30 protein-coding genes are annotated in these 18,253 nt (G+C 40.9%); 2 read left to right on the top strand and 28 right to left on the bottom strand.

Annotated features, from left to right (window positions below):
- The first annotated feature begins 8 nt into the window (after positions 1–8).
- On the top strand, positions 9–1,100 hold the full coding sequence (locus D8802_RS04285) for an ABC transporter ATP-binding protein (RefSeq protein WP_125394921.1): 1,092 nt from the start codon (positions 9–11) through the stop codon (positions 1,098–1,100).
- Positions 1,090–2,748: an ABC transporter permease gene (locus tag D8802_RS04290; protein WP_125394922.1), complete on the top strand. Its 1,659-nt coding sequence runs from the start codon at positions 1,090–1,092 to the stop codon at positions 2,746–2,748. Before D8802_RS04285 ends, D8802_RS04290 begins: the two co-directional genes overlap by 11 nt.
- A gap of 101 nt (positions 2,749–2,849) precedes the next feature.
- Here D8802_RS04290 and D8802_RS04295 read toward each other — a convergent pair whose 3' ends face one another.
- The 28 genes from D8802_RS04295 to rplB all read right to left on the bottom strand — a co-directional run bounded on the left by D8802_RS04295 (position 2,850) and on the right by rplB (position 18,242).
- Positions 2,850–3,542 carry a histidine phosphatase family protein gene (locus D8802_RS04295; protein WP_125394923.1) on the bottom strand — a complete coding sequence of 231 codons (693 nt, stop codon included), beginning with the start codon at positions 3,540–3,542 and terminating at the stop codon, positions 2,850–2,852.
- Positions 3,543–3,778: 236 nt separating this feature from the next.
- Positions 3,779–5,116: a PFL family protein gene (locus D8802_RS04300; protein WP_125394924.1), complete on the bottom strand. Its 1,338-nt coding sequence runs from the start codon at positions 5,114–5,116 to the stop codon at positions 3,779–3,781.
- A 9-nt stretch (positions 5,117–5,125) separates the two neighbouring features.
- Positions 5,126–5,392, bottom strand: a complete 267-nt coding sequence (locus D8802_RS04305; protein WP_125394925.1) for an ACT domain-containing protein — start codon at positions 5,390–5,392, stop codon at positions 5,126–5,128.
- Positions 5,393–5,655: 263 nt separating this feature from the next.
- A complete protein-coding gene (gene rplQ, locus D8802_RS04310) occupies positions 5,656–6,042 on the bottom strand; it encodes a 50S ribosomal protein L17 (protein ID WP_000331493.1) in 387 nt (128 codons plus the stop codon).
- An 11-nt stretch (positions 6,043–6,053) separates the two neighbouring features.
- Complete coding sequence (locus D8802_RS04315) at positions 6,054–6,989, bottom strand: DNA-directed RNA polymerase subunit alpha (RefSeq protein WP_000568993.1); 936 nt, start codon at positions 6,987–6,989, stop codon at positions 6,054–6,056.
- Positions 6,990–7,031: 42 nt separating this feature from the next.
- Entirely contained in the window at positions 7,032–7,415 is a 384-nt protein-coding gene (gene rpsK, locus D8802_RS04320; RefSeq protein WP_001118385.1) for a 30S ribosomal protein S11, read from the bottom strand.
- A gap of 17 nt (positions 7,416–7,432) precedes the next feature.
- Positions 7,433–7,798 carry a 30S ribosomal protein S13 gene (rpsM, locus tag D8802_RS04325; protein ID WP_000090781.1) on the bottom strand — a complete coding sequence of 122 codons (366 nt, stop codon included), beginning with the start codon at positions 7,796–7,798 and terminating at the stop codon, positions 7,433–7,435.
- 17 nt (positions 7,799–7,815) lie between these two features.
- A complete protein-coding gene (rpmJ, locus tag D8802_RS04330; protein ID WP_001808836.1) occupies positions 7,816–7,932 on the bottom strand; it encodes a 50S ribosomal protein L36 in 117 nt (38 codons plus the stop codon).
- Positions 7,933–7,956: 24 nt separating this feature from the next.
- A complete protein-coding gene (gene infA / locus D8802_RS04335) occupies positions 7,957–8,175 on the bottom strand; it encodes a translation initiation factor IF-1 (RefSeq protein WP_001029883.1) in 219 nt (72 codons plus the stop codon).
- Positions 8,176–8,291: 116 nt separating this feature from the next.
- Entirely contained in the window at positions 8,292–8,930 is a 639-nt protein-coding gene (locus tag D8802_RS04340) for an adenylate kinase (RefSeq protein WP_038804633.1), read from the bottom strand.
- A gap of 146 nt (positions 8,931–9,076) precedes the next feature.
- Entirely contained in the window at positions 9,077–10,387 is a 1,311-nt protein-coding gene (gene secY / locus D8802_RS04345; RefSeq protein ID WP_125394926.1) for a preprotein translocase subunit SecY, read from the bottom strand.
- A gap of 11 nt (positions 10,388–10,398) precedes the next feature.
- Positions 10,399–10,839: a 50S ribosomal protein L15 gene (rplO, locus tag D8802_RS04350; protein WP_000766092.1), complete on the bottom strand. Its 441-nt coding sequence runs from the start codon at positions 10,837–10,839 to the stop codon at positions 10,399–10,401.
- A 145-nt stretch (positions 10,840–10,984) separates the two neighbouring features.
- Positions 10,985–11,167 (bottom strand): 50S ribosomal protein L30, encoded by a 183-nt coding sequence (gene rpmD, locus D8802_RS04355; RefSeq protein ID WP_000057241.1) that lies wholly within the window; start codon positions 11,165–11,167, stop codon positions 10,985–10,987.
- A 13-nt stretch (positions 11,168–11,180) separates the two neighbouring features.
- Positions 11,181–11,675 (bottom strand): 30S ribosomal protein S5, encoded by a 495-nt coding sequence (rpsE, locus tag D8802_RS04360; RefSeq protein ID WP_125394927.1) that lies wholly within the window; start codon positions 11,673–11,675, stop codon positions 11,181–11,183.
- 17 nt (positions 11,676–11,692) lie between these two features.
- A complete protein-coding gene (gene rplR / locus D8802_RS04365) occupies positions 11,693–12,049 on the bottom strand; it encodes a 50S ribosomal protein L18 (RefSeq protein ID WP_004244055.1) in 357 nt (118 codons plus the stop codon).
- Positions 12,050–12,132: 83 nt separating this feature from the next.
- A complete protein-coding gene (rplF, locus tag D8802_RS04370; RefSeq protein ID WP_000086638.1) occupies positions 12,133–12,669 on the bottom strand; it encodes a 50S ribosomal protein L6 in 537 nt (178 codons plus the stop codon).
- A gap of 186 nt (positions 12,670–12,855) precedes the next feature.
- Positions 12,856–13,254 (bottom strand): 30S ribosomal protein S8, encoded by a 399-nt coding sequence (gene rpsH / locus D8802_RS04375; RefSeq protein WP_000245504.1) that lies wholly within the window; start codon positions 13,252–13,254, stop codon positions 12,856–12,858.
- Between the two features lie 284 nt (positions 13,255–13,538).
- Positions 13,539–13,724 carry a type Z 30S ribosomal protein S14 gene (locus D8802_RS04380; protein WP_001085697.1) on the bottom strand — a complete coding sequence of 62 codons (186 nt, stop codon included), beginning with the start codon at positions 13,722–13,724 and terminating at the stop codon, positions 13,539–13,541.
- Positions 13,725–13,741: 17 nt separating this feature from the next.
- Positions 13,742–14,284 carry a 50S ribosomal protein L5 gene (rplE, locus tag D8802_RS04385; protein ID WP_000013542.1) on the bottom strand — a complete coding sequence of 181 codons (543 nt, stop codon included), beginning with the start codon at positions 14,282–14,284 and terminating at the stop codon, positions 13,742–13,744.
- Between the two features lie 23 nt (positions 14,285–14,307).
- Entirely contained in the window at positions 14,308–14,613 is a 306-nt protein-coding gene (gene rplX, locus D8802_RS04390) for a 50S ribosomal protein L24 (protein ID WP_000497691.1), read from the bottom strand.
- A 77-nt stretch (positions 14,614–14,690) separates the two neighbouring features.
- Positions 14,691–15,059, bottom strand: a complete 369-nt coding sequence (rplN, locus tag D8802_RS04395) for a 50S ribosomal protein L14 (RefSeq protein ID WP_000616548.1) — start codon at positions 15,057–15,059, stop codon at positions 14,691–14,693.
- Between the two features lie 25 nt (positions 15,060–15,084).
- Entirely contained in the window at positions 15,085–15,345 is a 261-nt protein-coding gene (gene rpsQ / locus D8802_RS04400; protein WP_125394928.1) for a 30S ribosomal protein S17, read from the bottom strand.
- A 24-nt stretch (positions 15,346–15,369) separates the two neighbouring features.
- On the bottom strand, positions 15,370–15,576 hold the full coding sequence (gene rpmC / locus D8802_RS04405) for a 50S ribosomal protein L29 (RefSeq protein ID WP_000772918.1): 207 nt from the start codon (positions 15,574–15,576) through the stop codon (positions 15,370–15,372).
- A 9-nt stretch (positions 15,577–15,585) separates the two neighbouring features.
- A complete protein-coding gene (rplP, locus tag D8802_RS04410; RefSeq protein ID WP_000960948.1) occupies positions 15,586–15,999 on the bottom strand; it encodes a 50S ribosomal protein L16 in 414 nt (137 codons plus the stop codon).
- A 3-nt stretch (positions 16,000–16,002) separates the two neighbouring features.
- The gene (gene rpsC / locus D8802_RS04415) at positions 16,003–16,656 is read right to left on the bottom strand and encodes a 30S ribosomal protein S3 (protein WP_000529936.1); all 654 of its coding nucleotides are present in this window, start codon (positions 16,654–16,656) and stop codon (positions 16,003–16,005) included.
- Positions 16,657–16,668: 12 nt separating this feature from the next.
- A complete protein-coding gene (rplV, locus tag D8802_RS04420) occupies positions 16,669–17,013 on the bottom strand; it encodes a 50S ribosomal protein L22 (protein ID WP_000818137.1) in 345 nt (114 codons plus the stop codon).
- Positions 17,014–17,024: 11 nt separating this feature from the next.
- Positions 17,025–17,306, bottom strand: a complete 282-nt coding sequence (gene rpsS / locus D8802_RS04425; RefSeq protein ID WP_000533766.1) for a 30S ribosomal protein S19 — start codon at positions 17,304–17,306, stop codon at positions 17,025–17,027.
- A gap of 102 nt (positions 17,307–17,408) precedes the next feature.
- Entirely contained in the window at positions 17,409–18,242 is an 834-nt protein-coding gene (gene rplB / locus D8802_RS04430; protein WP_000512910.1) for a 50S ribosomal protein L2, read from the bottom strand.
- Positions 18,243–18,253: the final 11 nt, after the last annotated feature.

Below are 18,253 nucleotides of genomic sequence, written 5' to 3' on the forward strand. Positions count from 1 at the left end.
GGTTCACTATGAGTGAGATCAAAATTATTAACGCAAAAAAAATCTACCATGACATTCCTGTCATTGAGAATTTAAACGTTACGATTCCAAAAGGAAGTCTTTTCACCATTCTTGGACCTTCAGGTTGTGGAAAAACGACCCTTCTTCGAATGATTGCAGGCTTCAACAGTATTGAAGGCGGAGAATTTTACTTCGATGATACTAAAATCAATAATATAGAACCCAGCAAACGCAATATCGGGATGGTTTTCCAAAACTACGCTATTTTTCCACATTTGACTGTCCGTGATAATGTTGCTTTTGGTCTTAGACAAAAAAAGGTTCCAAAAGAGGAATTAGTTCAACAAACCAATAAATATCTGGAACTCATGCAAATTGATCAATACGCAGATCGAAAGCCCGATAAACTCAGTGGTGGACAACAACAACGTGTCGCCTTGGCGCGTGCCTTAGCTGTTAATCCAAGTGTTCTCCTCATGGATGAGCCACTTAGTAACCTGGATGCGAAACTTCGCTTAGATATGCGCCAAGTTATTCGAGAAATTCAACACGAGGTGGGAATTACAACTGTATATGTGACCCACGACCAAGAAGAAGCGATGGCTATTTCAGACCAGATTGCTGTTATGAAAGATGGGGTCATCCAACAAGTCGGACGCCCAAAAGAGCTCTACCATAAACCAGCTAATGAGTTTGTGGCAACCTTTATCGGACGCACAAATCTCATCCCAGCCAAACTAAAAAAACGGACCGACGGTGCTTATATCGTCTTTTCAGATGGTTATGCCCTCCCTATGCCAGCTCTTGATCAAGCTCAGGAACAAGCTATTCTTGTAAGTATCCGTCCCGAAGAGTTTATCAAAGATGAATCTGGTGATATTGAAGGAATCATTTCAGATAGTGTTTATCTTGGACTCACCACTGAATATTTCGTAGAGACTGTATTTTCTTCAAAAATACAGGTGAGCGAAGAATCAACTTTTGAAGAAGATCTTCAAAAAGGGGATCGAATTCGTCTACGAATCAATACTCAAAAGTTAAATGTCTTTTCTGCAGATGGTTCGCGTAATCTTATTACAGGAGTTGGCTATGAAAGGTAAAAAACTAAATATTTGGACAACCTCCTCGTTCTTCATCTTTCTTACCTATTTTATTTTTCTTGTTTATCCTATCGTTATTGTACTTAAGCAAGCACTCATACATGAAGGTAAATTCTCACTAGCTAATTTTGAGGATTTCTTTAGTAAATCCTATTACTCTGAGACACTAGTAAACAGTTTTAACGTCTCCATTACTTCTACTGTAACTTCCCTGGTTTTAGGGACCTTATTGGCCTACCTCTTTTCTATATATGACTTCAAAGGAAAGAAATTTTTACAGATACTGATTATCATTGCTTCCATGTCAGCTCCTTTCGTAGGGGCATACTCCTGGATTCTCTTGTTGGGACGAAATGGTGTCATCACTAAATTCTTGACAAATGTCCTTCATCTTCCAGCTATTGATATTTATGGCTTCAAAGGAATTGTACTTGTGTTTACACTTCAGCTATTCCCATTAGTTTTTCTATACGTGGCTGGAGCAATGAAAAGAATTGACCATTCCCTTCTTGAAGCTGCTGAAAGCATGGGAGTAATTGGATTCAAACGTATGATAACAGTTGTTTTGCCCCTTTTAGTTCCAACTTTACTTGCCGCTGCCCTACTCGTATTTATGAGAGCATTTTCCGACTTCGGAACTCCTATGTTAATTGGTGAAGGATATCGGACTTTCCCTGTTTTAATTTATAATCAATTCATTAGTGAGGTGGGTGGAAATTCTGCATTTGCATCTGCTTTAGCAATCATGGCGATCATCATTGCTTTAACAATCTTCCTCATCCAAAAATATATTTCAAATCGCTATAGTTTCAGCATGAATTCACTCCATCCAATTGAGCCGAAAAAAACTACAAAAGGAAAAATGGCTGCCATTTATGCAACGGTTTACGGAATTATCTTATTTTCTGTTCTACCTCAATTATTTTTGATTTATACCTCTTTCTTAAAAACATCAGGTATGGTATTTGTCAAAGGCTATTCTCTAAACAGTTACAAGATTGCCTTCAATCGTATGGGATCTACTATTTTTAATACGATTCGGATTCCTTTGATTGCTTTGATTCTAGTTGTTTTATTTGCAACAGTTATCTCCTACCTAGCTGTTAGAAAACGAAATTTGTTTACAAACTTAATTGATAGCCTTAGTATGGTACCTTATATTGTGCCAGGAACTGTTCTAGGTATTGCCTTCATTTCTTCATTCAATACTGGTCTTTTTGGAAGCGGATTTCTGATGATTACTGGAACAGCTTTTATATTGATTATCTCCTTATCTGTCCGAAGACTCCCTTATACGATTCGCTCATCTGTTGCTAGCTTGCAACAAATAACACCTAGTATTGAAGAAGCCGCTGAAAGTTTAGGAAGTAGCCGTCTCAATACTTTCAGTAAAATCACTGTTCCAATGATGTTACCCGGTATTATTTCTGGATCTATTCTATCATGGGTAACAATGATTTCAGAACTATCTACTTCTATCCTGCTATATAATGCCAAAACAAAAACTATGACCGTAGCAATCTATACAGAGGTACTCAGAGGAAATTATGGTGTAGCCGCAGCTTTATCCTCGATTTTATCTATCCTAACAGTCGCTTCCTTACTGTTATTCATGAAAATCTCTAAAAATAATAACATTACACTCTAATTTTTCCCTATCAAAAACAGCCGAAAGGATGATCCTAGGCTGTTTTTTCTAATCTCTTATCACAATACATGACCCGAAGTTCTGGTGAACATATATACTGATTAAATAGAATTTTCTTCCATCTTCTCACGTCCCAGTTCCCGGTAGCTACGGTCACCAACAACCTCAACGCAAAACTGGCCGTCCTCATATTCAAGAATCGTCACGCTACCATTATCCAAACCATGCGGATGCATACCATTGATCAGATAAACCATCGTACCAATGGTCATTCCATGGCTTACGACGAGAGCATTGCCCCCACCTTGTTCTTCCATTTCTTTGGCAATCGCTTCAAAGCCTTCCTTGATTCGACCACTGAGTTTTTCCCAGCCTTCTGCCCAGCCAGCAGTGTCAACCTCAACCAAACCTTCTGCTAGTTCTGCATAGGACAACTGATGAACATGGTCTACATTGAAAATTCTCGGAATCAAGCCCATAAAGAGGTCTCCATCATAGGCCCCATCAAAACTACCAAAGCACCACTCTCTGATGCGCTTGTCCATGCGGTAAGGGATTTTTCCCTCCAAACCAAGTTCTTCTAGGATAATTCCCATAGTTTGAATGGTGCGCCCTGAATCACTGGAATAAGCGCGGTCAAATTGTAAACCAGACTCTCTCAAGCCAATTCCTAACTCATGAATTCCCAACTCACCTTCTGCGGTTAGAGGCGTATCACTCCATCCTTGTGCACGTCCAATCGTGTTAAACATCGTTTTCCCATGACGGACCAAGTACAATCTTACTTTAGACATTTTCTATCCTCCATTTTCTTCTATTATATCATGATTCAAAGAAATATTCGGCTTTCAAAAGCAAAGCCAACATTTGTAAATTATCCAAAAGAAAAGCTACCCTCATGGTAGCTTCCCTAGGAGATTATTATGAAAAAGTTTAGGATTTCTATTAAATAAAGTTAGGAGGTCTTTATTTAATGATTATAGTATACACAGTCATCCTTAAACTCAACTTAAATCCTCTCGCTTTTTTATTAATTTTTAAAACTATGGATTGGAGCTGGGATTTGCCCACCGCGAGAGATGAAATCAACAGACGAAGCCCCGTTAACCTTCATAACTGGAGCTGTCCCTAGCAAACCACCAAACTCAATCATATCGCCTTCTTTGCCCTTTGGAATAATACGGACGGCCGTTGTTTTCATGTTAATGACACCAATGGCCGCCTCATCCGCAATCATAGCCGCAATGGTTTCAGCAGGCGTATCTTCCGGAATAGCAATCATATCCAGTCCAACAGAACAGATAGCCGTCATGGCTTCTAGTTTCTCTAAATTCAGAGAGCCATTTTGCACCGCAGCAATCATCCCCTCATCTTCAGAGACAGGGATAAAAGCACCTGACAAGCCACCAACCTGGTTACAAGCCATGACTCCGCCCTTCTTAACTTGGTCATTCAAAAGAGCGAGGGCAGCCGTCGTCCCATGCGTGCCAACTGTTTCTAGGCCCATTTCCTCAAGGACACGTGCCACAGAATCACCAACCGCAGGAGTAGGTGCCAAACTTAGGTCGACAATTCCAAAGTCAACACCAAGGCGTTCACTCGCCATTTGCCCAACCAATTGACCGATACGAGTAATCTTGAATGCCGTTTTCTTGACTGTTTCAGCCACTACATCAAAGCTCTGTCCACGAACTTTTTCCAAGGCACGCTTGACCACACCAGGACCAGAAACTCCGACATTAATAATAACATCTGCTTCGCCAACACCATGGAAAGCCCCTGCCATAAAAGGATTATCCTCAACGGCGTTAGCAAATACGACCAACTTGGCAGCTCCCATATCTGATAGCGCAGCTGTTTCCTTGATGATGCGTCCCATATCTGCAACCGCAGTCATGTTGATGCCTGACTTGGTTGAGCCGATATTGACGGACGAACAAACCTTGTCCGTCTCAGCTAGAGCGCGGGGGATAGAATTGATGAGAATCTCATCTCCTTTTTGATAACCCTTTTGTACCAAGGCAGAAAATCCACCAATAAAGTCAACACCAATCTCCTTGGCAGCCTTGTCAAGTGCCTTTGCCAAAACGACATAGTCCGTCGCATCAGTCGCTGCCCCAATCAGAGAAATCGGAGTCACCGACACTCGTTTATTGACAATAGGAATCCCAAGTTCTGCAGCAATTTCATCTCCTACAGCCACTAGATTTGCAGCTTTAGTGGTGATTTTTTGGTAAATCTTTTCAGCAGCACGTTCAATATCTGGATCAATACAGTCCAAAAGGGAAATCCCCATGGTGATGGTTCTGATATCAAAGTTCTGCTCTTCGATCATGGCAATGGTTTCAGTAACTTGTCTAATATCCATGATAACCTCCTAGATATTGTACATAGCATCAAAAATCGCTGCACTTTGAATATTGATTTTAACATTCAAGGTCTGGCCGAAAGCTTCAAACTCATTTCGCAGAGTTGTAAAATCTTGTTTTACATCACTAGATACGACTGCCATCATGGTAAAATACTCATCCAGTACTGTTTGAGAAATATCGTCAATATTCAAACCCAACTCTGCAATCTTCGTAGACACGCCTGCAACAATCCCAGCCTTGTCCTTGCCAACCACTGTAATAATAGCCTTCATCCTTATACCCCATTTCTACGATTATAAGAAAACCTGAACATTTTTGATTTTCTTTTTTCCTAGTATAGCATATTTCCATAGAAAATACTAAAAAACGCCTGCTTACGAAGTTGTTCTTAAGAAAAAAACAATTTCGTAAACAAGCGTCTACCCTATCAAATGATGATGAGTGTTCCCGCTAGGACCGAAGTCCCAGCGGTAGACCAGAGCTAGACTAAGAGCACAAGACTCCATCATCATAACACTCAACAAAATTGATGATTTTATACTAATTCGATGATCGCCATTGGCGCTGCATCACCACGACGTGGTTCAGTTTTAAGGATACGGGTGTATCCACCGTTACGTTCAGCATAACGAGGTGCGATTTCTGAGAACAATTTTTGAAGTGCTGTAGTAGAAGTGTACTTATCAGTTGCTTCATCATAGTTTTCAGATGCGATTTCATTACGTACGAAAGCAGCTGCTTGACGGCGTGCATGCAAATCACCACGTTTACCTAGAGTAATCATTTTTTCAACAGTTTTACGGATTTCTTTAGCACGAGCTTCAGTTGTCACGATTGATTCGTTGATCAAAAGGTCAGTTGTCAAATCGCGAAGCATTGCTTTACGTTGTGAGCTAGTGCGTCCTAGTTTACGGTAAGCCATGTATTCCTCCTTTATTTATCTTTTAATCCAAGACCCAAGTCAATGAGTTTGAGTTTCACTTCTTCCAAACTCTTGCGTCCAAGATTTCGTACTTTCATCATCTCTGCTTCAGATTTTTCTGTCAAATCATGCACAGTGTTGATACCGGCACGTTTCAAACAGTTGTATGAACGCACAGACAAGTCCAGTTCCTCAATCGTACGATCCAAAATACGATCGTCAGATTCAGTATCAGCTTCTTTCATCACTTCAGTTGACTTAGCAATCTCAGTAAGATTTGTAAACAAATCAAGATGTTCTGTCAAGATACGTGCTGAAAGCCCTAAAGCATCTTCTGGAATAATTGTTCCATTAGTCAAGATTTCAAGGGTTAATTTGTCAAATCCATCATTGCTACCCACACGAGCAGGCTCTACTTGATAGTTGACTTTTGTAACTGGTGTATAAATAGAATCTACAGCAAGTGTTCCAACTGGTGCATTATCTTTTTTGTTTTCATCAGCAGGTACATATCCACGACCACTGTTAACAGTCATTGTCGCTTTGAGAGAAGAACCTTCACCGATTGTAAAGAGATAATGATCTGGATTTACAATCTCAATATCACTGTCAGTCAAAATGTCTCCAGCTGTAATTTCAGCAGGGCCTTCAACGTCAAGCTCAATGATTTTTTCGTCTTCAACGTATGATTTCACTGCAATCCCTTTAATGTTCAGAATGATTTGCATCACGTCTTCACGAACACCTGGAACTGTGTCGAACTCATGCAAGACACCTTCAATGTTGATAGATGTCACTGCTGCTCCTGGTAGAGAAGCTAGTAGTACACGACGAAGAGAGTTACCAAGAGTTGTACCGTAGCCACGTTCAAGTGGTTCGATTACAAACTTGCCATAATCTTTATTTTCATCAATTTTTGTTATATTTGGTTTTTCAAACTCGATCATTTAGTTACTCCCTCTTAAACGAAAAGCAGTGTAATGCAATGATTATACACGGCGACGTTTTGGAGGACGAGCACCATTGTGTGGCACTGGAGTCACATCACGAATTGCTGTTACTTCAAGACCAGCGGCAGCAAGCGCACGAATAGCTGACTCACGACCAGAACCTGGACCTTTTACAGTAACTTCAACTGATTTAAGACCGTGTTCTTGTGCAGATTTAGCAGCAGCTTCAGAAGCCATTTGAGCAGCGAATGGTGTAGATTTACGAGAACCTTTGAAACCAAGAGCACCAGCTGATGACCAAGCGATTGCATTACCATGCACATCAGTAATCATAACAATAGTGTTATTAAATGTAGCGTGAATATGAGCAATACCAGATTCGATATTCTTTTTCACACGACGTTTACGTGTTGGTTTAGCCAAGACTTTTACCTCCTATATTATTTTTTCTTACCAGCAATCGCAACAGCTTTACCTTTACGAGTGCGAGCGTTGTTTTTAGTGTTTTGTCCACGGACAGGAAGTCCACGACGGTGACGAATACCACGGTAAGAACCGATTTCCATCAAACGTTTGATGTTCAAGTTTACTTCACGACGAAGGTCACCTTCAACTTTGATTGCATCCACTTCACGACGGATAGCATCTTCTTGATCTGATGTAAGGTCACGTACACGAACATCTTCTGAGATTCCAGCAGCAGCCAAAATTTTCTTAGATGTTGCAAGTCCGATACCATAAACGTAAGTCAATGAGATTACTACGCGTTTGTCATTTGGAATGTCAACTCCAGCAATACGAGCCATGTTTTCTCCTTTCTATCTTATCCTTGACGTTGTTTGTGTTTTGGATTTGCTGGGCAAATTACCATAACACGACCATTACGACGAATTACTTTACAGTATTCGCAAATTGGTTTGACCGATGGTCTTACTTTCATTTCTTATCCCTCCAAGTTTTTCGATTATTTAAAGCGGTAAGTGATACGTCCACGTGTCAAGTCATATGGACTCATCTCGACAGTAACACGATCTCCCGCTAAAATACGAATATAGTTTTTACGAATTTTACCAGAAACTGTTGCTAAAATCTGATGTCCATTTTCAAGTTCAACCGTAAACATTGCGTTAGGCATTGTATCGACTACTTTGCCTTCAACTTCAATCACATCGTCTTTTGCCACGCAAAAGCACCTCCATAAATTTCGATTCGATGCCTCTAAACACAGAGACAACAATTATAAGTCAGACTATTTCAGTATAACATTTGTAGCGATTTTTTGCAAGTATGAAAAACGCTTTATTTCAAATTTGTCAATACTTTTTCGATGTCTTTAAACACATCGTTGATATCTTGATTTCCTTCGATATCGTGAACCAAACCTTTAGCACGATAGTGAGCAATGATTGGTTCACCTTGTGCGATATTCACATCCAAACGACGCTTAACAGTCTCAGGTTTGTCATCTTCACGTTGGTAGTAATCTTCTTCTTTGTAGTCAACTGGTGGGTTGAAAACTTTGTGGAAGGTTTCACCTGTTTCGCGGTGGATGATACGGCCACTCAAACGTTCCAAGAGACAATCTGGGTTCACTTCGATATTGATCACACCTTCTAGTTCGATACCGAGTTCCGCCAATGTTTTGTCCAAGGCATGAGCTTGTTCAATCGTACGTGGGTAACCATCCAACAAGAAACCTGTTTCTTTGATGTCGTCCTGAGAAAGACGTTCTTTAACAATACCATTTGTAACTTCATCTGGAACCAACTCACCTTTGTCGATGTATGACTTTGCAAGTAGACCCATTTCAGTTTGATTTGCCATAGCAGCACGGAACATATCTCCAGTTGAAATGTGTGCCACGTGGAATTGTTCCACAATTTTAGCTGCTTGCGTTCCCTTACCTGCTCCAGGTAAGCCCATAATCAAAAGATTCATGATCTGATCTCCTTATTTTGTATTTAAATAGAAGCAAAAAGCTAGTTTCAACTCCTATTTAAAAACAAAATAGAAGAGGGGAGACGAAAGTCTCTCTTATAGATAGACCTTCATACTCCACTCTCTAAGCAAAAGTAGTCTTGCTTTTATTCTGTTTTGTCCATGAAACCAACATACTTACGTTTCAATAGGTAACCTTCTAGCTGTTTGATTCCTTCGATACCTGTCGAAATAATGATCAAAAGACTAGTTCCCCCAAAAGCAACCGCTTCTGAGAGCCCAAAGACATCTTTTGCTACAATCGGCAAGATTGAAATCACACCAAGGAAAAGGGAACCGACTGTTGCAAGGCGACGAAGAAGTTTTGACATAAACTCTTCTGTTCCTTTACCTGGACGGACACCATGGATATAGGCTCCGCTCTTTTGCAAGTTTTCTGCTGCTTTCTCTGGATTGATCTGTACAAATGTATAGAAGAATGTAAAGAGAATAATCAGCAGTGCATACATGGCAACACCTGTTGGAGATGTTGTAGATAACATTTCCTGTGCTGTACGTACCCAAGTCCAATCAAGCCCCATAGCGCTGACAAACTGAAGAATAGCCGCAGGAGCTGCCGTAATCGAACTTGCAAAGATAACTGGGATAACACCAGCAGGATTGACCTTCAAAGGAAGGTAAGAACTGGATGGAGCACCTTGAGCAACTTTTGTATATTGGATTGGAATTTTATATTCTGCCTGTTGTACATATGTTGTAAAGTAAACAATCAACAAGACAGCGATAATGAGAATAACGACAAATATAATAGATGACGTCAACCGATCACTTGGAATATTGACAAAATAGTCCTCATAGATACCATGAATCATCTCTGGAATTGAAGCCACAATCCCTGCAAAGATAATCATAGACACCCCGTTACCATATCCCTTATCAGTGATTTGCTCCCCGAGCCAAGTAACAATCATAGTACCTGCAGTCAGGATAATACCAATTGTAACAAAGACTTGAGGGGTTAGATCTGTCGTTAATAATTTTGCACCAGATAGAGTATTAAAACCAGCAGTGATTCCGATTGATTGCACAAACGCAAGTACAAGCGAAATATAGCGAGTCGCTTGGTTTATCTTTCTCCGTCCTACTTCCCCCTGCTTGCCCCACTCTACAAACTTTGGAACAATATCCATTTGTAGCAATTGAACAACGATGGAAGCTGTGATATACGGACTCACACCGAGTGCAAAAACCGAGAAGTTCTTCATGGCATTCCCTGAAACTAAACTAAGCATGTTTAAGAAGGATAATCCACTCAAAGCTTCCAGACTTTTTGCATTCACACCTGGTACAGTAATACTAGTCCCGATACGGAAGACAAGTATGATAAAAATCGTAAAGAGAATTTTTGATCGTACTTTCTTAACCTTGAGGGCCTCTTTTAATAATTTAAAAAACATAGGTCACCTCTCTAGATGACTTCTACTGAACCACCTTTAGCAGTGATAGCTTCTTCAGCTGTTTTTGAGAATTTAGCTGCTTTCACAGTCAACTTCTTAGTCAGCTCACCGTTACCAAGAATTTTAACGCCTGATTTTTCAGCCTTTACAATTCCTGCTTCGATAAGAACAACTGGAGTAACTTCAGTACCATCTTCAAAAACGTTCAATTGATCAAGATTTACAATTGCGTATTCTTTAGCGTTGATGTTAGTGAATCCACGTTTTGGAAGACGACGGAACAATGGAGTTTGTCCACCTTCAAAACCAAGGCGAACTCCGCCGCCGCTACGAGCTTTTTGACCTTTTTGACCGCGACCAGATGTTTTACCGTTACCTGATGAAGTACCACGACCAACACGGTTACGTACTTTACGAGAACCTTCTGCAGGTTTCAATTCATGAAGTTTCATTTATATTTTCTCCTCTTTTGTAAAATGCTAGCGCCGATAAGAGAGAAAAGGTTGTCTCCCTTATCAACTCGCCTATACATTCGTCATCTTAGATGACTATATCTAGTTTTAGGGGATGAGTATTGCCACATCCCCTAAAAATCCATTAGTTTACTTCTTCAACTGTTACCAAGTGAGATACTGCAGTGATCATACCACGGATAGCAGCGTTGTCTTCTTTGATAACAGAGCTGTTCAATTTGCCAAGTCCAAGTGCTACAACAGTTTTACGTTGTGATGGAATGCGTCCGATTGGAGACTTAGTCAAAGTAATTTTAATTTGAGCCATTTTATCCCCTTTCTTATGCCAAATCAGAAACTGAGATACCACGAAGGGCAGCAACTTCTTCAGCGCGTTTCAATTGTTTCAAACCTTCAACAGTTGCGCGAACAATGTTGATTGGAGTGTTAGAACCAAGTGATTTAGATGTAATATCTGCCACACCTGCCAATTCCACAACGGCACGAACGGCACCACCAGCGGCAACCCCAGAACCTTCTACAGCAGGTTTCAACAATACTTTAGCTCCACCGAATTCTGAAAGAACTTCGTGTGGGATTGTTGTTCCAACCATAGGAACTTCAATCAAGTTTTTCTTAGCATCTTCTACTGCTTTACGGATTGCTTCTGGAACTTCTTGAGCTTTACCAGTACCAAATCCTACGCGACCATTGTGGTCACCAACAACAACAAGAGCTGCGAAACGAAGACGACGTCCACCTTTAACAACTTTTGTAACACGGTTGACAGCAACTACGCGTTCTTCAAATTCAACTGCATTGTCTTTAAATGCCATTTTCTAGTGTCCTCCTATTAGAATTTCAATCCGTTTTCACGAGCTGCATCAGCCAAAGCTTTCACACGTCCGTGATATAGATATCCACCGCGGTCGAACACCACTTCTGAAATACCTTTAGCGTTTGCACGTTCTGCAACGAGTTTACCGACAGTAACGGCTTGTTCAGTTTTAGTTCCTTTTGAAACTTCTTTGTCAAGAGTTGAAGCACTTGCGAGCGTTACACCCGCTACGTCATCAATCACTTGAGCGTAGATGCCTGTATTAGAACGGAATACGTTCAAACGTGGGCGATCAGCAGTTCCAGAGAGTTTTCCGCGAACGCGACGATGGCGTTTTTGGCGGAGTTTGTTTTTATCTGGTTTAGAAATCACAGTTTTCACCTCTTTAGTTTTAAATCGTGTGCTATGCACAAAGTTGGAAAATAGGTCGGTGGTTGAAGATCAACCACTCAACATTATTTACCTGTTTTACCTTCTTTAAGACGAACGTATTCGCCAACGTAACGGATACCTTTACCTTTATATGGTTCTGGTGAGCGAAGGCTACGTACGTAAGCAGCTGTTTGACCAACTACTTCTTTTGAAATTCCGCTGATAACGATTGTTGTTGGGTTTGGAAGTTCAAAAGTAATTCCTTCTGGAGCTTCAACTTCGTCTGGATGAGATTTACCTACAGCCAAAACAAGTTTTTTTCCTTGAAGTTGTGCACGGTAACCAACCCCACGCATTTCAAGTTCTTTCTTGAATCCTTCTGATACACCAACAACCATGTTGTTCAAAAGGGCACGAGTAGTTCCGTGAATAGTTTTCATTTCTTTTGAATCGTTTGGACGGTGAAGAGTTACTTCAGTACCTTCCACGCGAATTTCAATATCTTTTGAGAACTCACGAGTAAGTTCTCCCTTAGGTCCTTTTACAGTTACTACGTTGTCATTGTTAGTGAGTTCAACACCAGCAGGCAACACGATAACTTTATTACCAATACGTGACATGTTTATTTTCTCCTGTTAAATTGTCAGGCCGTGATGGCCAGTTTTCACGGGGGTAAATCGATTTCTCGATTTAAAGGAACATTAGGTTTCAATTTCAAAGTGAATCTAGGCATCGTCTCGCAGGCATAACTTTGGGTTAGGCAAGAGACGATAACGAAGAGTCACAAAGAAATTGGGAACTAAATATTACCAAACGTAAGCGATAACTTCTCCACCAACATTCTTTTGGCGAGCTTCTTTATCAGTAAGCAAACCTTCAGAAGTTGAAAGGATAGCAATTCCAAGTCCGTTAAGAACTTTTGGAAGATCTTCACGTTTTTTGTAGACACGAAGTCCTGGTTTAGAAACACGTTTCAAGTTAGTGATAACTTTTTCACCGTTTGGTCCGTATTTAAGGAATACACGGATGATGCCTTGTTTGTCATCTTCGATGATTTCAACGTTTTTTACAAAACCTTCGCGTTTAAGGATTTCAGCAATCCCTTTTTTGATGTTTGATGCAGGTACTTCAAGTACTTCGTGTTTTGCTTGATTAGCGTTACGAATACGAGTTAGGAAGTCTGCGATTGGGTCAGTCATAACCATTTTATTGTTCTCCTCTTACTAGTAGTTTGCAAGTCGCACTTGCTAGTTAATACATGATACAAAGAGCGTAACAGCAAGAGCAAAAATAGGCAATTTGATGCAGGAGCGATGCTCCAAAGCAAATTGGTCTTTTTTGTCAAAGCTGTAGCTCGTGTTCAAATTGGGCATTCCAACTGAACCCGGGCTAAACTCTGTGTGAAAAAGATAAACTTTCCTAGAAACTTTAGTTTCTTCGTCAAGTTTCCTATTTTCACTTGGAGTTTTGACGCCCTTGATATCTTAAATTACCAAGATGCTTTTGTTACACCAGGAATTTGTCCTTTGTAAGCTAATTCACGGAAGCAAACACGGCAAAGTTTAAATTTGCGGTAAACTGAATGTGGACGACCACATTTTTCACAACGAGTATAAGCTTGAGTAGAGAACTTCGCTGGACGTTTGTTCTTAGCAATCATTGATTTTTTAGCCATTAGATTTACCTCCTATATTATTTTGCAAAAGGCATTCCAAGGCCTGTAAGCAATGCACGTGACTCTTCGTCAGTGTTAGCAGTTGTTACGATAACGATGTCAAGACCACGAGTTTTGTCAACGTCATCAAAATTGATTTCTGGGAAAATCAATTGTTCTTTCACACCAAGTGTGTAGTTCCCGCGTCCGTCAAATGATTTTGTTGGAACACCGTGGAAGTCACGCACACGTGGAAGTGAAACTGAAACCAATTTATCCAAGAATTCGTACATACGTTCACCACGAAGGGTAACTTTTGCACCGATCGCTACACCTTCACGAAGACGGAAGCCGGCGATTGATTTTTTAGCTTTAGTGATAAGTGGTTTTTGACCTGAGATAAGTGCCAATTCTTCAGCAGCTTTTTCAAGACTTTTAGCGTTTGATACAGCTTCACCAACACCCATGTTCAAAACGATCTTATCTACTTTAGGCACAGCCATCACTGATGAGTAGTTGAATTGTTCTGTCAAAGCAGGAACTACTTCATTAAGATATTTTTCTTTTAAACGATTTGCCATTATACTTCTCCTTTCCTTCGTGATTAATCAAGCACTTCGCCTGATTTTTTGTTGTAGCGAACTTTCTTACCGTCTACAAATTTGTAACCAACACGACCAGCTACACCGTTTTTGTCCAATACTTGAACGTTTGATACGTGGATAGCTGCTTCTTTCTCGATGATACCACCTTGAGGAAGTTCGTTAGTTGGACGTTGGTGTTTCTTAACGATGTTCACACCTTCAACGATAACTTTGTTTACTTTTGGAAGGGCAGTAAGGACAACAGCTTCTGTTCCCTTATCTTTACCAGCGATTACGCGAACTTTGTCGCCTTTTTTTACAAACATTAGATTTCTCCTTGATTTTTCTTACGCCCATAAGGGCACCCTAGCTTGAAGCTAGGGGACTAGTTTGTTTCTAAAAATTAAAGTACTTCTGGAGCAAGTGACACGATCTTCATGAAGCCACCTTCACGCAATTCACGTGCAACTGGGCCAAAGATACGTGTTCCGCGAGGAGTTTTGTCTTCACGGATGATAACTGCTGCGTTTTCGTCAAACTTGATGTATGAACCATCAGCACGACGAGCACCTGATTTAGTACGAACGATAACAGCTTTTACAACGTCACCTTTTTTAACCGCACCACCAGGAGTAGCTTGTTTTACAGATGCCACAATGACATCACCGATGTTCGCAAATTTACGTTTAGAACCACCAAGAACTTTGATAGTCAAGATTTCGCGTGCACCGCTGTTGTCTGCGACTTTCAAACGAGTTTCTGTTTGAATCATTTCAGTTTTCTCCTTTCAGGCTTGATTAGATGATGACCGCTTCTTCAACAACTTCTACAAGACGGAAACGTTTTGTAGCTGAAAGCGGACGAGTTTCCATGATACGTACGATATCGCCTTCTTTGGCAACATTGTTTTCATCATGTGCTTTGTATTTTTTAGAGTAGTTAATACGTTTACCATAGACTGGGTGGTTACGTTTTGTTTCAACTACAATTGTGATTGTCTTGTCCATTTTGTCAGATACAACACGTCCAACAAGAACTTTACGATTATTGCGTTCCATTGAAATTTCTCCTTCCCTAGTCTATTATTTCGCTTCAGATTGAACTGTTTTGATACGAGCGATTTGTTTTTTAACTTCTTTCAAGCGAGCTGTTTGTTCCAATTGACCAGTAGCAGCTTGGAAACGAAGTTCAAACAATTCTTTTTTCAATTCGTTTTCGCGCTTCGCGAGTTCTTCTTGAGAAAGACCACGAAGTTCTTTAACAAATTCTTTTACTTCATTAAGTTTCATGCCTTCTCCTTATTCTGCTTCACGTTTTACGAATTTACATTTAACTGGCAATTTGTGGCTTGCAAGACGAAGCGCTTCGCGAGCGATCTCTTCAGATACACCAGCAACTTCAAACATCACTTTACCACGTTTAACTGGTGCTACCCAACCTTCAGGTGCCCCTTTACCAGATCCCATACGCACACCGATAGCTTTAGCAGTGTATGATTTGTGTGGGAAGATTTTAATCCAAACTTTACCACCACGTTTCATGTAACGAGTCATGGCGATACGAGCAGCTTCGATTTGGCGGTTAGTGATCCAGTGGCTAGTTGTAGCTTGAAGACCGTATTCACCGAATGCTACTTCTTTTCCACCTTTAGCTTCACCGCGCATTTTACCACGGAATTCACGACGGTGTTTAACACGTTTAGGTACTAACATTGGTTATTTACCTCCTTTAGTGTTTTTACGAGCTGGAAGAACTTCACCACGGTAGATCCATACTTTAACACCAAGTTTACCGTATGTAGTATCTGCTTCTTCCCAAGCGTAATCGATATCTGCGCGAAGTGTGTGAAGTGGAACTGTTCCTTCAGAGTACCCTTCAGCACGGGCAATATCTGCACCGTTCAAACGACCTGATACTTGAGTTTTGATTCCTTTAGCTCCAGCACGCATAGCACGTTGGATTGCTTGTTTTTGTGCACGACGGAAAGCAACACGTTGCTCCAATTGACGAGCAATTCCTTCACCTACAAGGTGAGCATCCAAATCAGGTTGTTTGATTTCGATGATGTTGATGTGTACTTGTTTTCCAGTTAATTTGTTAAGTTTTGCACGGAGTGCATCAACGTTAGCACCACCTTTACCGATAACCATACCTGGTTTAGCAGTGTGAAGTGAAACGTTAACTTTGTTTACTGCGCGTTCAATTTCGATAGTTGAAACGGCTGCGTCAGCCAATTCTTTTTGAACGAATTTACGGATTGCAAGATCTTCATGAAGGTAATCCGCGTATTCTTTTTCAGCATACCATTTGGCATCCCAATCACGGATGATGCCGACACGCATACCAATTGGATGTACTTTTTGACCCACGATTTTACCTCCTTATTTTTCTGCAACAGCTACAGTGATGTGAGCTGTACGTTTGTTGATTGGCGAAGCTGAACCTTTCGCACGTGGACGGAAACGTTTCATAGTTGGTCCTTCGTTTGCGAATGCTTCAGATACTACCAAGTTAGCTTTGTCCAAACCAAAGTTGTTTTCAGCGTTAGCTACAGCTGAATTCAAAACTTTCAAGATGATTTCAGCGGCTTTGTTTGGTGTGAATGTCAAGATTGCAATAGCATCGGCTACGCTTTTACCACGGATGTTGTCAAGAACAAGACGTGATTTACGAGGTGAAACACGTACTGTACGAGCCATTGCTTTAGCTGAAGTAATTTCTGCCATTTATGTTCTCCTTATTTTCTACGTGTTTTCTTGTCGTCTGCAGCGTGACCTTTGTAAGTACGAGTTGGTGCAAATTCACCAAGTTTGTGACCTACCATGTCTTCTTGGATGTAAACAGGTACGTGTTTACGTCCGTCATAAACTGCGATAGTGTAACCAATGAAACTTGGGAAGATCGTTGAACGACGTGACCAAGTTTTGATAACTTTTTTCTTTTCGTCATTTGCTTGAGCTTCAACTTTTTTCATCAAATGCTCATCGACGAAAGGTCCTTTTTTAAGACTGCGTCCCATTTTTATGTTTTCTCCTTTAAATGTTGTACCACAGCGGCTTGCGCTCACATGGAGCGCTACCGAGCTGGCGGATTATCTAGCGCTTATGCGACTAGTTTTAAATTATTTCTCGTTGCGACGACGAACGATAAGTTTGTCAGATTTCGCTTTCTTGTTACGAGTTTTAAGACCAAGAGCAGGTTTGCCCCATGGAGTAGATGGCGCTTTACGACCAACTGGTGCTTTACCTTCACCACCACCGTGTGGGTGATCGTTAGGGTTCATTACAGAACCACGAACTGTTGGGCGGATACCTTTCCAACGGCTACGTCCTGCTTTACCAAGGTTCACAAGTCCATGTTGTTCGTTTCCGACAACACCAACTGTTGCACGACAAGTTCCAAGAATCATACGTACTTCGCCAGATTGAAGACGAACAAGAACATATTTACCTTCTTGACCCAATACTTGAGCAGAAGCTCCAGCAGCACGTACCAATTCTCCACCACGACCTGGTTTCAATTCGATGTTGTGGATCAAAGTACCAACTGGGATGTTAGCAAGTGGAAGAGCGTTTCCGACTTTGATATCTGCTTCAGGACCTGAAACGATACGTTGACCAACTTCAAGACCTTTTGGAGCGATGATGTATGCTTTCACACCGTCAGTGTAGTGTACAAGAGCGATGTTTGCAGAACGGTTTGGATCGTACTCGATTGTTTTAACAACTGCTTCAACGTTGTCTTTGTTACGCTTGAAGTCAACCAAACGGTAGAAACGTTTGTGTCCACCACCTTGGTGACGAACAGTGATACGACCGTTGTTGTTACGACCAGCCTTGCTCTTCAAAGCAACAAGCAATGATTTTTCAGGAGTGCTTGTTGTGATTTCAGCGAAATCCAAAGAAGTCATATTACGGCGACCGTTTGTTGTTGGTTTATAAACACGAATTCCCACGATATTTCCTC

This window comes from Streptococcus oralis, from assembly GCF_003943395.1.
In the GTDB taxonomy this organism is placed as follows: domain Bacteria; phylum Bacillota; class Bacilli; order Lactobacillales; family Streptococcaceae; genus Streptococcus; species Streptococcus oralis_BF.